Genomic DNA, 13,981 nt, shown 5'->3' on the forward strand with positions numbered 1-13,981 from the left:
TATCCGCGGTTCGTTCAAGCAAGCATCCGACGAAGCACTCCATGTCCCGACGCATCATCCCCGTTGCCGATCTGAGCGCGGCGCCCGTCGTCACCGGCCCGGCGCAAACGCCTAGCGGCGTGCTGCACGACACGCTCGCGCGCGAGCTGCGCGATCTGCGCATCTCGGTGACGGACCGCTGCAACTTCCGCTGTGTCTACTGCATGCCGCGCGCGGTGTTCGACAAGGACTATGCGTTCCTGCCGCACAGCGCGCTGCTGAGCTTCGAGGAGATCGAACGGCTCGCGAAGCTGTTCGTCGCGCATGGCGTCGAGAAGATTCGCCTGACCGGCGGCGAGCCGCTGCTGCGCAAGAATCTCGAATTCCTGATTGAACGTCTGGCGAGCCTCACCACGCCAGCCGGCCGGCCGCTCGATCTCACGCTGACCACCAACGGCTCGCTGCTCGCGCGCAAGGCGCGCAGCCTGAAGGATGCCGGCCTCACGCGCGTAACCGTCAGCCTCGACGCGCTCGACGACAGCCTGTTTCGCCGCATGAACGACGCCGACTTCGCAGTCGCCGACGTGCTCGAGGGCATCGCCGCCGCGCACGCGGTCGGGCTCGCGCCGCTGAAAGTGAACATGGTCGTCAAGCGCGGCACCAACGACGGCGAAATCGTGCCGATGGCGCGCCATTTCAAAGGCACCGGCGCGGTGCTGCGCTTTATCGAATACATGGACGTCGGCACCTCGAACGGCTGGAACATGACCGAAGTGCTGCCGTCGGCCGAGGTGGTGTCGCGCATCGCCGAACACTTCCCGCTCGCGCCGCTGGAAGCGCACAGCGCCGCCGAGACCGCGCAGCGCTGGGGCTACGTCGACGGCTCGGGCGAGATCGGCGTGATCTCGAGCGTCACGCGCGCGTTTTGCGGCAGTTGCACGCGCGCGCGGCTGTCCACCGAAGGCAAGCTGTACCTGTGCCTGTTCGCATCGAGCGGGCACGATCTGCGCGCGTTGCTGCGCGGCGGCGCGAGCGATGCGCAAATCGCCACCGCGCTCGCCGAAATCTGGCAGGGCCGCGGCGACCGCTATTCGCAGCTGCGCGGCAGCCAGCCGGCCGCTACCGAACCGGCGCAGCGCCGGGTCGAAATGTCCTACATCGGCGGCTGAACGGCCGGCCCATGCAAATCACCCGTGAACAGATCACCGGCCTCGTGCTCGCGGGCGGCCGCGGCACGCGGATGGGCGGGGTCGACAAGGGGCTGCAAACGCTGCACGGCGAACCACTCGCCGCGCACGTGCTGCGGCGTCTCGCGCCGCAAACCAGCGCGCTGCTGATCAGCGCGAATCGCCATTCCGATATCTATGCCGCGCTCGGCTCGCCGTATCGCGCGACAGTCGTCGCCGATACCGTTGCCGGCTTTCCCGGCCCGCTCGCCGGTCTGTTGGCCGGCATGCAGGCGGCCGGCAGCGAGTATCTGCTGAGCGCGCCGTGCGATTCCCCGTGGTTGCCCACGGACCTCGCCGCCCGGCTCGCGCAAGCGCTTGACGCGAACCACGCCGACATCGCCACCGTCACCACGCTCGACGCGCACGGCGACGCTTCGCTGCACCCGGTGTTCGCGCTGCTGCGCACCGCGCTCGCGGACGACCTCGGCGCGTTTCTGGCCGCCGGCGAACGCAAGGTCCGCGCGTGGTACGCGCGCCACACGACGGTCGAAGTCGTCTTTGGCGACGAGCGACCGTTCTACAATGCCAACTCGTTACAAGAACTCGCCGACCTCGAACGTGCTCGAGGCCCCGGCTGACATCCGCTTCGTCCGCCCGGCATTCGCGGCGCCCCGCTCCGGGCGCGACGCCCAGCCCTTCATGACCACGCTCAACGACTTTTCCCGCTGCGTCGCGCAGTACGATCCTCACGCGCTACCCGTTGCGGCCGCTCAGGCGATCGTTCGCCAATGGGCGACGCCGCTCGCGGCCGTCGAGCGGGTCGCGCTGCGTGATGCGCTCGACCGCGTGCTCGCCGCCGACATCGTGTCGCCGATCGACGTCCCCGCGCACGATAACTCGGCAATGGACGGCTACGCGTTCAACCGCGCGGCGCTCGTCGATAGCGGCGTCGGACACGTCGAGCTGAGCGTCGCCGGCAACGCGCTGGCCGGCCATCCGTTTGCGGGCCGCGTCGCGACGAATCAGTGCGTGCGCGTGATGACCGGCGCCTGCATGCCGGCCGACTGCGACACCGTGGTGCCGCAAGAACTGGTGGAGCGCGACGGCGCCGCCGCGGCATCGATCCGCTTTGCGGCCGATGCAGTCACGCCGGGCGCGAACCGGCGCCGCGCCGGCGAGGATCTCGCGCGTGGCCACGTCGCATTGCGCGCGGGACGCATCGTGCGCGCGTCCGACCTCGGGCTGCTCGCGTCGCTCGGGATCGGCGAAGTCAGCGTGCGACGCCGCTTGCGCGTCGCGTTCATTTCGACCGGCGACGAACTGCGCTCGCTCGGCGAGCCGCTCGACGCCGGCTCGGTCTACGACAGCAACCGCTACACGCTGTTTGCGATGCTGCGCCGCCTGAACCTCGACGTGCTCGATCTCGGCGTCGTGCGCGACGAACCGGCCGCGCTCGAAGCCGCCCTGCGCAGCGCCGCGGCCGATGCCGACGTGGTGCTGACTTCCGGCGGCGTGTCGGTCGGCGAAGCCGATTTCACCAGGCAGCTGCTGCAGACCTTCGGCGACGTCGCGTTCTGGAGTCTCGCGATGCGCCCCGGCCGCCCGCTCGCGTTCGGCCGCCTGTGGTCCGGCTCGCGGCCGGGCGAGGGCAAACCTGCGCTATTCTTCGGCCTGCCCGGCAATCCGGTGGCGGTGATGGTGACCTTCTACCAGATCGTGCGCGAAGCGCTGCTGCTGATGGCCGGCGCGACGCCGCGACCGCTGCCGGTGATTCACGCGACGAGCCGCGTCGCGCTGAACAAGCGCGCGGGCCGCACGGAATTTCAGCGCGGCATCGCCGAACAGGACGCGCATGGGCACTGGCACGTCACGCCGACCGGTTCGCAAAGCTCGGGCGTGCTGAGTTCGATGAGCGAAGCGAACTGCTTCATCGCGCTCGGCCACGACGAAGGCAACATCGAAGCGGGAGAACGCGTGTCGATCATGCTGTTCGACGGCCTGATCTAGCGGAGAACGCGCGACGCCGGCACCTGCTCGGAACAACGCGGCATTTCAACTATTACTAATACGACTCACGGGCTTTACATGAAAAAACAGATCTCGTTCATCGCTCCGGGACAGACGGCCAAGGCGCTGATCCTCGTGTATCTGACGTTCTCGGTGCCGATCGTGCTGCTCGGCGTGCTGGTCGCGTTCGTGCGCTACGGCTCGGTCGAACTGAGCACCGTGTTCAGTGCGCTGCTGCTGAACGCGATTCTCGGTTTCGTGTTGCTGTGGATTGCGTGTCACGCGTACAACTGGGTCGCCTCGCGCTTCGGCGGCATCGAAATCCATCTGACCGACGCGCCGGAAGAAGCGTAACCCCAGCGACGCTCCGCGCCGCCGCGCCACGGCCGCACCACGTCCGCGCCAGGCGGCGCGCCCGTCGCGGGAGCGGGTTGCGCGGGTGGCGGGGCCGCCCCACGCAACCCGCTTCCACGCAACACCGCTTACTGCTCGTCCGGTCCCAGCTCCGGCTCCAGTCCGGATAGCGCATCGCCGAGCAACCCACTCGCCGCCTCTCCCGGCAACGCCTCGACATCACGCAGCTTGCGGTTCATCACGCGGGTGCGCGTTTCCGCGGCCTCGATCGAACGCGTGACCGTTTCGAGCTGCGCCTTGGTCTTCGCGAGCACGTCGCCGAATTTGCCGAACTCCGTCTTCACCGCGCCGAGCACCTGCCACACCTCGCTCGAGCGCTGTTCGATAGCGAGCGTGCGGAAACCCATCTGCAAACTGTTGAGCAGCGCGGTCAGCGTGGTCGGCCCCGCGATCGTCACCCGATAGTCGCGCTGCAGCAGGTCCGTGAGCCCCGGCCGGCGCAGAACCTCCGCGTACAGGCCTTCGGTCGGCAGGAACAACAGCGCGAAGTCGGTGGTATGCGGCGGCGCCACGTACTTTTCCGCGATCGTGCGGGCTTCCGCGCGAATCCGCGCTTCGAGCGCACGCGACGCATCTTCCACCGCCACCGGATCGGCGCGCTCCTGCGCTTCGATCAGGCGCTCGTAGTCTTCGCGCGGGAATTTGGCGTCGATCGGCAGCCACACCGGCGTGTTCGCGCCGCCCGGGTCCGGGCGCCCCGGCAGCCGGATCGCGAACTCGACGCGCTCCGTGCTCTGCGGCACCGTCGCGACGTTCTTCGCGTATTGATCGGCGGTCAGCAGCTGTTCGAGCAGCGCTTCGAGCTGCACTTCGCCCCACGTGCCGCGCGTCTTCACATTGGTCAGCACACGCTTCAGATCGCCGACGCCGGCCGCCAGCGTCTGCATTTCGCCGAGCCCGCGATGCACCTGCTCGAGCCGGTCGGACACCAGCTTGAACGACTCGCCCAGACGCTGTTCGAGCGTGGCATGCAGCTTTTCGTCGACGGTGCGGCGCATCTCCTCGAGCCGCATCGCGTTGTTCGCCTCGATGTCCTTCAGGCGTTGCTCGATCGTCGCGCGCACTTCTGCGAAGCGCCGGTCGTTCGCTTCGGTCAGCTGGCCGAGCTGCTGGCTCTGCGTGTCGCCGAACTGCTTGAGCGAGCGGGCCTGTTCGTCGCGCGCCTGTTGCGCCTGCACCTGCAGGCTGTGACGCACCGCGTCGAGCTGCTGCGCGAAGCCGTCGATCTTGCCGCCCTGCACCGTCGTCATGCTGCCGAACTGCGCGGCCAGCGTCTGCTGGAAATGCGCGAAGCCACTGCTTTGCTCGGCGCGCGACGCGCGCGCGGTCTCGGCGATGTCGTTGCGCAACTGCCGTTCGAGCCGCTCGTACGCATGCACCTGGGTGTCCGTCACCACATCGAGACGCTGATTGAGCAGCTCGAACTGTTCGAGTTGCTCGTCCTGCCCCGCGCGAGCGTGCGCGCGCAGCAGCAGCGCCAGCGCGACTACCAACGCGACCGCCAGCATCGCGACGGCCGCTACCAGAATCATCGTCATGTACGCGCCTTGCCGATCACATCGGGATTGATCGGATTCGGCGGCTGACCGGCGCGCGGCCCCGCGCCGAGGCCGGCGATCAGGTTGTCGGCGGCGAGATTGGCCATCGCGCGACGGGTCGTTTCGGTCGCGCTCGCGATATGCGGCGTCAACACGACGTTCGGCACCGTCAGCAGCGCCGGATGCAACTTCGGCTCGCCTTCGAACACGTCGAGACCGGCCGCGGCGATGCGTTTATCGCGCAACGCTTCGGCGAGCGCCGCATCGTCGACGATGCCGCCGCGCGCGATATTGGTCAGCGTCGCGGTCGGCTTCATCAGCGCGAGCTCGGCCGCGCCGATCGTGTGATGGCTCTCCTTCGTGTACGGCAGCACCAGTACGACATGATCGGCACGCCGCAGCAGATCCTCTTTCGACAGATACTCGGCATTCAGTTCGCTCTCGATCTGCGGCGCGACGCGGGAGCGGTTGTGATAGACGACCCGCATATTGAAGCCCTGCGCGCGCCGCGCGAGCGCCTGGCCGATCCGGCCCATGCCGATCACGCCGAGCGTCGAGCCGTACAGGTCGCTGCCGAGAAAGCCGTCGTAGCTCCACTTGTTCCAATGCCCGGCGCGCAGCCAGTGCTCGGACTCGGCGATGCGGCGCGCCGCCGCCATCATCAGCGCCCAGCCGAAATCGGCGGTCGATTCGTTGAGCACGTCCGGCGTATTGGTGCCGAGCACGTTCGCCGCGTTGAACGCGGCCATGTCGAAGTTGTTGTAGCCGACCGCCATGTTGGCCACCACCCGCAGGCGCGGCGCCGCGGCGAGCACGTCCGCGCCGATCATGTCGCCGGCTGTCAGCGCGCCGTCCTTGTCGGCGAGGCGGCGCTTCAGTTCGTCGGCGGACAGCACGTCGCCGTCGTTCCAGTCGACCTCGAAATGCTGTTTGAGCCGCTCGATCACGTCGGGAAAGATCGAACGGGCAACGAGGATTTTCTGCATGACAAGTCTCCGTATTGGCGTTATCGCGCGCCGGGCGGAGCCGCCCCGGCGGCGCGATCAGTGTCGAAAAAACAGCCAGCCGGTCAGCGCGAATAGCGGCAGCAGCACCGCGCCGGACCAGCCCAGATAAGCGAAAAAGCTCGGCATGCGCACGCCGCGCGACTGCGCGATCGACTTCACCATGAAGTTCGGCGCATTGCCGATATAAGTGTTCGCGCCCATGAATACCGCGCCGGCCGACATCGCCGCGAGCGTGGTCGCGCCCGTGGTCATCAGGGTCTGCGCGTCGCCGCCGGCGAGATTGAAGAACACGAGATAGGTGGGCGCGTTGTCGAGAAACGACGATAGCAGCCCGGTCGCCCAGAAGTACATCAGGTCGCGCGGCTCGCCGCCCGGCTCGTGGACCAGTTCGACGAGACCGGCGAACGCGCCGTTCTTGCCCGCCTGCAGCATCGCGATGACCGGCACGATCGTCACGAAGATGCCGGCGAACAGCTTGGCGACCTCCTCGATCGGCGCCCAGTTGAAGCCGTTGCCCGCGCGGGCCGCGCGCGGGGTCGCCGCGAGCGAGACCAGCGTGACGCCGATCAACGCGAGATCGCGCACGACGTTCTGCAACTCGACGTGCGTGCCGAACACATCGAGCGTGAGCTGCGGCCGCCATAGACCGCTCATCAAAACCAACGCGACCACCGCGGCGAGCAGCACGAAGTTGAACTTGCCTTCGATGCTGAGGGCCGCGCCTTGCGGCGTCGCTTCAAGCGGGCGCGAAACCGGATCCTCGCGGCGGCCGAAGTAGTACGAATCGAGCGCATAGAAGCCGGCGAGCAGCACGCCGCTGACGAACAGCATCGGCGCGGCGAGATGCGTAGTCGTCCAGAAGAAACTCACGCCCTCGAGAAAGCCCAGGAACAACGGCGGGTCGCCGAGCGGCGACAACGAGCCGCCGACGTTCGCGACCAGAAAGATAAAAAACACCACCATATGCGTGACGTGACGACGGTGCCGGTTCGCGCGCAACAACGGACGAATCAGCAGCATCGACGCACCGGTCGTCCCCATCACGCTCGCGAGCGCGGTGCCGAGCGCAAGCAGGACGGTATTGAGCGCGGGCGTGCCGCGCAGATCGCCGCGCACGCAGATGCCGCCGGCGACCGTGTAGAGCGCGGTCAGCAAAATGATGAACGGGATGTACTCGTCGAGCATTGCATGCACGAGTGCGGCGAATGCTTCGCCGGCGCCGAAGTTCACTGCGAACGGCAGCAGAAAAGCCAGTGCCCACGCGGCCGCGATCTTGCCGAAATGGTGATGCCAGAAGCGTGGCGCGACGAGCGGGAAAATTGCGATCGACAGCAGCATGCCCGCGAACGGCAGCCCCCACAGCACCGACAGCAACGCGCCATCGGGCATCGCGGCCCATGTCGGTTGGGACCACAGCGCGAGCAGCGTTGCAACGGCTAACCACTGGCCGACTCGTGTGTTCATGCCGCTGCCGCGCTGCTGCGGGTCACCGGCAGCAGCGCGTGTGACCTGTACCCAGCCAGGCTCGCGCGCGTGATCGCGACGCCGCCGCGCAAGCTGCCCGGACACCCTGCCTCGCCCCTCAGGCACCCTGCACGACGATTGCATGCACCCGGTAAGGACCGTGTGCGCCCAACACGATAGTCTGCTCGATATCGCCGGTACGCGACGGTCCCGACACGAAGTTGACCGCGCGCGGCAGCTCGCCGCGCTCCTGACGGATCAGCGCGAACGCGTCCTCATGACCGGCGACGATCCGCGACGCCGGCACGATTGCGATATGGGTTTCCGGCAGCAGTCCGGCCGACGCATAGGTCTCGGGGCCGGACAGCAACACCAGCGTGCCGGTCTCCGCGGTCGCGCAGAAGCAGCCGGTGAGACCGACCACGTCGTTGTCGCGCGGCTTGCGAAATTCGACGGTGAGGCCCGCGTCGGCCCATTGCAGATCGCGCAGCGTCTGCCACGCGATCGCCTGCAGCGGCAGGCCGTGTTCGGTCAGATAGCGATGCGCGGCGGCCGGCACCTCGGCAAGGGTTTGAACGGTGTCGACGGTGGTCGCCATCTTGCGCGCTTCTTCGATGAAGCGTGCGCAGAGGTCGGTGGGAAGCTCCGGGCGCGGACCGGCCGGATGGCGTGCGAGATAGTCCGCCACGGCTTCGCGCTCGGCGGCGCTCGGCTCGGGCTCGCGCCGTTGCGCGGCGCGGATGCGCGCCAGGATGTTGCGGCGGGCAATCGATGTGTCCATTGGGCGAAATCCTCGTGTCGACGGCCGGGCGGCGATATGGCGAGGATTATACCGGCGGCCCTGGGCCCGAAACACCCTGGCCGGACCGCCTATGGCGTAGCGCGCGCTGCGCGGCGCGCTTACTTCGCCGCTTCTTCTTCCGGCTGCGCGATGCCGAACACCTGGCGCAGATACGCGAGATACGCCTTGTCGTCGCACATGTTCTTGCCCGGCGAATCCGACAGCTTCGCGACCGGCTGACCATTGCAGCGAACCATCTTGATCACGATCTGCAGCGGGTTGTAGCCGAGGTCGTTGGTCAGATTCGTGCCGACCCCGAACGCGAGTTTGCAGCGACCGCGAAAGCGCTCGTACAGCTGCAGCACCTTCGGGATATCGAGCGCGTCGGAGAACACCAGCACCTTGGTGCGCGGATCGCAGCGATTCGCTTCGTAGTGCTGCAGCAGGCGCTCGCCCCAGTCGAACGGATCGCCGGAGTCGTGGCGCGCGCCGTCGAACAGCTTGCAGAAGTACATGTCGAAGTCGCGCAGGAACGCCTGCATCCCATACACGTCCGACAGCGCGATACCGAGGTCGCCGCGGTACTCCTTCGCCCACATTTCGAAGCCGAAGATCTGCGAGTCGCGCAGCCGCGGGCCGAGCGCCTGACACGCCTGCAGATACTCGTGCGCCATCGTGCCGAGCGGCGTGAGGTTGTGCTTCATCGCGTAGAACACGTTGCTGGTGCCCGCGAACTGTTCGCCAAGACCGTCCTTCAGCGTGAGAATCACTTCCTCGTGCCATTGCTTCGAGAAGCGCCGGCGCGTGCCGTAATCGGCGATCTTGCAGTCGGCGAATTCCGGCCGCGCGCCGAGCAACTGGATCTTGTCGAGCAGGCGGCCGCGCCCTTCGCGGTAATCGGGGGTCTGCTGGGTGTTGCGGAAATAGACTTCGTTGACGATCGCGAGCATCGGGATTTCGAACAGGATCGTGTGCAGCCACGGCCCCTTGATATCGATGTCGATTTCGCCGTTGCCCTTCGGCGACGGCGTGATCGAAATGTACTTCTCGTTCAGATGGAACAGCGCGAGAAACTCGATGAAGTCGCCCTTGATGAACCGCATGCGGCGCAGGTAGTCGAGTTCGTCGTCGGTGAAGCGCAGTTCGCAGAGCTGGCGTACTTCAGCGCGAATCTCGTCGATGTACGGCACCAGATCGACGTTCGGGGTACGGCAGCGGAAACGATATTCCACATTCGCGGCGGGGAAGTGATGCAATACCACCTGCATCATCGTGAACTTGTACAGATCGGTATCGAGCAGCGAAGTAATAATCATGATGGTACGAACAGGACCGCCGGAAAACACCAGGGCTCACATCGCCCTTGCAACGGGCGCGCGCATTTTTAGCCGCGCGCCAACCTGTGACGCATGTTACCCGAATGCGCCTGCATTCAGCGTGCCGCCGGGCACGTCAGCGCATGCCCGCAACACCCCATAAACTAATCACGAAAACATATAAGAGCTGCTGTGCGATGCTTTATGCGGCTCTTGACGTTAAGTTACAATATCGCTTTTGGCGTCCGCGCCTTCCCTGATTCCGCATGCAGGAGCTGCCTGAATGACTCACGTTGTGACCGAAAGCTGCATCAAGTGCCGCTATACCGACTGTGTCGATGTGTGCCCGGTGGACTGCTTTCGCGAAGGTCCCAACTTCCTCGCGATCGACCCCGACGAATGCATCGACTGCGCCGTGTGCGTGGCCGAGTGCCCGGTGAATGCCATCTATGCCGAAGAAGACGTGCCGGGCGACCAGCAGAACTTCATCGAGCTCAATGCCGAGCTGGCCAAGAACTGGCCGAGCATCACGAAGACCAAGGCGCCGCTGCCGGAAGCCGACGAATTCAAGGACGTGAAAGAAAAGCTCGCGCTGCTCGCCCGCTAAGCGACGCACTTTGACTGCGCGGTTCGCCCGCGCGCTCGCCTCGCCTGTCGTCGCGCCGAACGAAATTTGTTCGGATTTAAGCGGACAAGTGTTGACAGGCGTTGAAGCTGCCTCTAAAATTTCGCTTCTCTGCTGTTGTTGTTCTGTTCCTCGATAGCTCAGTCGGTAGAGCGCCGGACTGTTAATCCGTAGGTCCCTGGTTCGAGCCCAGGTCGAGGAGCCAAGAATTTCAAAAGCCCGTTAACCAAGACGGGTTTTTTTATGTAGATCAAGTTGTACTGCTGTTCCTCGATAGCTCAGTCGGTAGAGCGCCGGACTGTTAATCCGTAGGTCCCTGGTTCGAGCCCAGGTCGAGGAGCCAAAATTTTGAAAGGCCCGCATCCGTGCGGGCCTTTTTGTTTTGCGCGGCGGTTTTGCGGCAGCGCGGCGGTGCGCTACGCCGATCGTCGAACATGGCGGTTCGCATCGCGTTGCCCGTGCGCCGTTATACGATGGCGGCTTCGCGGTACACGCGTGGCACACGCGCGACATAAACGCGGCACACGCGCGACCCGTTCGCCCGCCGCCCCGCCGCCCCACTCAACGTTCACCCGGCACGCCCATGAAATCCACCTCGCTACGCATCGCGTTCGCCGCCTTCGGCGCCCTGCTGCTGTCGAGCGCGCACGGCGAAGAAGTCGCCAGCGTCAATACGAATTTCCGCATCACCGGCTCGGACCGGGTGGTCGTCGAGGCCTATGACGATCCGCTCGTGCAAGGCGTCACCTGCTATGTATCGCGCGCGCGGACCGGCGGCGTCAAGGGCACGCTCGGCATCGCCGAAGATCCGACCGAGGCGTCGATCGCGTGCCGCCAGGTCGGGCCGCTGCATTTCGCCGGCCCCGTCAAACAGAAAGACGACGTGTTCTCGGTCAGCATGTCGCTGATCTTCAAGTCGCTGCACGTGGTGCGGGTGGTCGACGCGAAGCGCAACACGCTCGTCTATCTGACCTACAGCGACCGGGTCGTCAGCGGCAGCGCGAAAAACAGCGTCAGTGCGGTGCCGATGCCCGCCGGCACGACGATTCCCGTCAAATAACCCGGCCTGCGTCACGCGCGTCGCGGCCCATGCCCCCGCGCCCGCGACGCGCTACACTGACCGGTCCAGCCGGACTTTCGTCATGACCGCCACATCCCGTTTCCGCGATTCCGCCCGCTACTGGCGCACGCCGCTGCTGCCCGGCGCGGATCTGCTCACCGCCGAATATCACGACCACGAGTTCGCGCCGCATTGGCACGACGCGTACACGATTCCGGTGATCGTCGCGGGCGCGGAAGGCTACCGGTATCGCGGCGAGCACTACGTCGCCGAAGCGGGCGGCATCCCGATCATCAATCCGGGCGAACTGCACACGGGCTCGAAGGCGGTCGACGCGGGCTGGCGGTATCGCGTGATGTATGCGCCGGTCGACTTCATTCGCGAACTCGCCGACGAGGTCGCCGGCAAGCCGCAAGCGTTGCCCTGGTTCGAGCCGGGCGTGATCCGCGATCCCGATCTGGCGACGCGTCTCGCGCATGCGCATCAACTGCTCGAAGCCGGTGCCGACCCGCTCGCCGCCGAAGCCGCGATGCTCGATGCGCTGTCGACGCTGCTGGTCCGTTACGCGCAAACGCGCCCGGCGACCGCGCGGCTCGCCGCCGACGACAGCCGCATCGCGTTGATGCAGGAGCGTCTGGCCGGCGATCTGATCGAGCCGGTCACGCTGGCCGAGGTCGCGCGCACGGCGGGTCTGTCGCCGTTTCATGCGGCGCGGCTGTTCACCCAGTCGACCGGTTTGCCGCCGCATGCGTGGCGCAATCAGGTGCGCTTGCAGCGCGCGCTCGCGCCACTGCGCGCGGGTGTTTCGGTGACGGATGTCGCCGCCGCCAGCGGCTTCACCGACCAGAGCCATTTCACCCGGCATTTCCGCCGCATGTTCGGCGTGCCGCCTGGACAATGGCAGGGCAATAGCCGGGGGTCATGAAGGGCGCCCGCCTGCAGCATCTCCCACCGCTCCCTCCATCGCGCTCCCTCGCTCCCTCGCGCCCCGTCGCCCCCTCGCCCCCTCGTCCCCTCGCCCCCTCGTCCCCTCGCCCCCTCGCCCCATCGCCCCCTCGCCCCCTCGCCCCATCGCCCCATCGCCCCATCGCCCCATCGCCCCATCGCCCCATCGCCCCATCGCCCCATCGCCCCATCGCCCCATCGCCCCATCGCCCCCATCGCCCCCATCGCCCCCATCGCCCCCATCGCCCCCATCGCCCCCATCGCCCCCTTCGCCCCCATCGCCCCCATCGCCCCCTACCGCCGCAAGAACGTACAAGCCCAATCGCCCCCGAGTCGCTAAGCTTGCGCCCATCAAGGAGGCTAGATTGAGTAATTCAACCGAAGGCCAGGCCACCCGCCCGGGCCATCTCAAGGAATTCACCGCCGGCGCGCGCGACATCATCCCGATGATGGTCGGCGCGGCGCCGTTCGGCGTCATTTTCGGCACGCTCGTCGCGTCCGGTCCGCTGCATCTGTGGCACGGTCAACTGATGTCGCTAATCGTGTTCGCCGGCTCCGCGCAATTCATCGCGCTCGGCCTGATCGCCGGGCACGCGAGCTTCGCGGTGATCTGGGCGACCACCTTCGTCGTCAATCTGCGGCACGTGCTGTACAGCGCGACGCTCGCGCCCCACGTCGCGCATCTGCCGGCGCGCTGGCGCTGGGCGCTCGGCGCGCTGCTCACCGACGAAGTGTTCGCGGTCGCGTGGGAACACTACCGGCATCGCGAGCCGGGCACCGTCGGCCCGCACTACTTCTTCGGCGCCGGGCTCGCGATGTATCTGAACTGGCAGGTGTGGACCGTCGCCGGCCTGTTGTTCGGCGCGGCCTTCCCCGGCCTGCAATCGCTCGGGCTCGACTTCGCGATGGTCGCGACGTTCATCGCGATCGTCGTGCCGCAACTGGTCGCGCTGCGCTTTATCGCGGCGGCCGCGACCGCCGGCACGCTGGCGTTTTTCTGGCAGGCGTGGCCGTACAAGCTCGGGCTGCTCGGCGCGGTGTTCGCCGGCGTCGCGGTCGGCGTGCTGCTGTCGGTCTCGCGGCTGAATCTGCGCGGCGCGCGCCGCACCGCGGAGGCCACGCGATGAACTACGTCGTTCTGATTCTCGGCATGGCCGCGATCACCTGGCTGATCCGCGCGGCCGTGTTCGTGCTCGGCGACCGGCTGGTGTTCCCGCCGCTCGTGCGCACCGCGCTCGGCTTCGTGCCGGTCACCGTGCTGACCGCGATCATCGTGCCGATGGCCGTGTCGCCGCACGGCGCCGGCGCCGAACTCACGTGGCGCAATCCGCAGCTGGTCGGCGCGCTGGCCGCCGTCGTCGTGAGCGCGCTCACGCGCCGGCCGCTGCTGACGATCGCGGTCGGCCTGATCGTGTTCTTCGGCTGGCAGTGGCTGGTGCTGAAATAAGCGCCCAGCGCCGCGCGCCGCAGCGTTCCTCGCGGAACGCCGGCACACCCACCCTCAAGTTTCCCGTCCCTGCGCCGATATGCAGTCGAGGTCCGCTCAGCGCGATTCGTCCCGCTCAAGACGCGGCAACAGGCTGGAACACACCGCGTCGGCAGCGGGCGTCGCGCCGCCCCGGTCCATCGGGGCGGCCAATTGCGACGGCGCCGGGCGCGGCGGCATTAAACGGGAT

General features: G+C 66.9%; 14 protein-coding genes and 2 tRNA genes. 11 read left to right on the plus strand and 5 right to left on the minus strand.

Annotated features, from left to right (window positions below; genetic code table 11):
* The first annotated feature begins 41 nt into the window (after positions 1 to 41).
* From moaA to LJ656_RS20615, 4 genes are all read left to right on the plus strand, one after another.
* Positions 42 to 1,148, plus strand: a complete 1,107-nt coding sequence (moaA, locus tag LJ656_RS20600; RefSeq protein ID WP_230511216.1) for a GTP 3',8-cyclase MoaA — start codon at positions 42 to 44, stop codon at positions 1,146 to 1,148.
* Between the two features lie 11 nt (positions 1,149 to 1,159).
* Positions 1,160 to 1,786 (plus strand): molybdenum cofactor guanylyltransferase MobA, encoded by a 627-nt coding sequence (gene mobA, locus LJ656_RS20605; protein ID WP_230511217.1) that lies wholly within the window; start codon positions 1,160 to 1,162, stop codon positions 1,784 to 1,786.
* 61 nt (positions 1,787 to 1,847) lie between these two features.
* A complete protein-coding gene (moeA, locus tag LJ656_RS20610; RefSeq protein WP_230511218.1) occupies positions 1,848 to 3,155 on the plus strand; it encodes a molybdopterin molybdotransferase MoeA in 1,308 nt (435 codons plus the stop codon).
* Between the two features lie 78 nt (positions 3,156 to 3,233).
* A complete protein-coding gene (locus LJ656_RS20615) occupies positions 3,234 to 3,509 on the plus strand; it encodes a hypothetical protein (protein ID WP_075301887.1) in 276 nt (91 codons plus the stop codon).
* Positions 3,510 to 3,637: 128 nt separating this feature from the next.
* Here LJ656_RS20615 and LJ656_RS20620 read toward each other — a convergent pair whose 3' ends face one another.
* The 5 genes from LJ656_RS20620 to pncB form a co-directional block, all read right to left on the minus strand.
* Entirely contained in the window at positions 3,638 to 5,107 is a 1,470-nt protein-coding gene (locus LJ656_RS20620) for a DNA recombination protein RmuC (protein WP_230511219.1), read from the minus strand.
* A complete protein-coding gene (locus LJ656_RS20625; RefSeq protein ID WP_230511220.1) occupies positions 5,104 to 6,093 on the minus strand; it encodes a 2-hydroxyacid dehydrogenase in 990 nt (329 codons plus the stop codon). Before LJ656_RS20625 ends, LJ656_RS20620 begins: the two co-directional genes overlap by 4 nt.
* 57 nt (positions 6,094 to 6,150) lie before the next feature.
* On the minus strand, positions 6,151 to 7,578 hold the full coding sequence (locus LJ656_RS20630; RefSeq protein WP_425605974.1) for a sodium:proton antiporter: 1,428 nt from the start codon (positions 7,576 to 7,578) through the stop codon (positions 6,151 to 6,153).
* 118 nt (positions 7,579 to 7,696) lie between these two features.
* Positions 7,697 to 8,359, minus strand: coding sequence for a LutC/YkgG family protein (locus LJ656_RS20635; protein WP_230511221.1), 663 nt, complete (start codon positions 8,357 to 8,359; stop codon positions 7,697 to 7,699).
* A 119-nt stretch (positions 8,360 to 8,478) separates the two neighbouring features.
* Positions 8,479 to 9,675, minus strand: a complete 1,197-nt coding sequence (gene pncB / locus LJ656_RS20640) for a nicotinate phosphoribosyltransferase (RefSeq protein ID WP_230511222.1) — start codon at positions 9,673 to 9,675, stop codon at positions 8,479 to 8,481.
* Positions 9,676 to 9,958: 283 nt separating this feature from the next.
* Between pncB and fdxA the strand changes: the two genes are divergently transcribed.
* From fdxA to LJ656_RS20675, 7 genes are all read left to right on the plus strand, one after another.
* The gene (gene fdxA / locus LJ656_RS20645; RefSeq protein WP_230511223.1) at positions 9,959 to 10,282 is read left to right on the plus strand and encodes a ferredoxin FdxA; all 324 of its coding nucleotides are present in this window, start codon (positions 9,959 to 9,961) and stop codon (positions 10,280 to 10,282) included.
* A gap of 147 nt (positions 10,283 to 10,429) precedes the next feature.
* Positions 10,430 to 10,505 (plus strand) — tRNA-Asn (locus tag LJ656_RS20650).
* A gap of 62 nt (positions 10,506 to 10,567) precedes the next feature.
* Positions 10,568 to 10,643 (plus strand) — tRNA-Asn (locus tag LJ656_RS20655).
* Positions 10,644 to 10,883: 240 nt separating this feature from the next.
* Positions 10,884 to 11,360 carry a CreA family protein gene (locus LJ656_RS20660; RefSeq protein WP_230511224.1) on the plus strand — a complete coding sequence of 159 codons (477 nt, stop codon included), beginning with the start codon at positions 10,884 to 10,886 and terminating at the stop codon, positions 11,358 to 11,360.
* An 82-nt stretch (positions 11,361 to 11,442) separates the two neighbouring features.
* Positions 11,443 to 12,285, plus strand: a complete 843-nt coding sequence (locus tag LJ656_RS20665; protein ID WP_230511225.1) for a helix-turn-helix transcriptional regulator — start codon at positions 11,443 to 11,445, stop codon at positions 12,283 to 12,285.
* 385 nt (positions 12,286 to 12,670) lie between these two features.
* A complete protein-coding gene (locus LJ656_RS20670; RefSeq protein WP_230511226.1) occupies positions 12,671 to 13,432 on the plus strand; it encodes an AzlC family ABC transporter permease in 762 nt (253 codons plus the stop codon).
* Entirely contained in the window at positions 13,429 to 13,752 is a 324-nt protein-coding gene (locus tag LJ656_RS20675; protein WP_230511227.1) for an AzlD domain-containing protein, read from the plus strand. Before LJ656_RS20670 ends, LJ656_RS20675 begins: the two co-directional genes overlap by 4 nt.
* Positions 13,753 to 13,981: the final 229 nt, after the last annotated feature.

The organism is Paraburkholderia sejongensis (assembly GCF_020880815.1).
GTDB lineage: Bacteria > Pseudomonadota > Gammaproteobacteria > Burkholderiales > Burkholderiaceae > Paraburkholderia > Paraburkholderia sejongensis.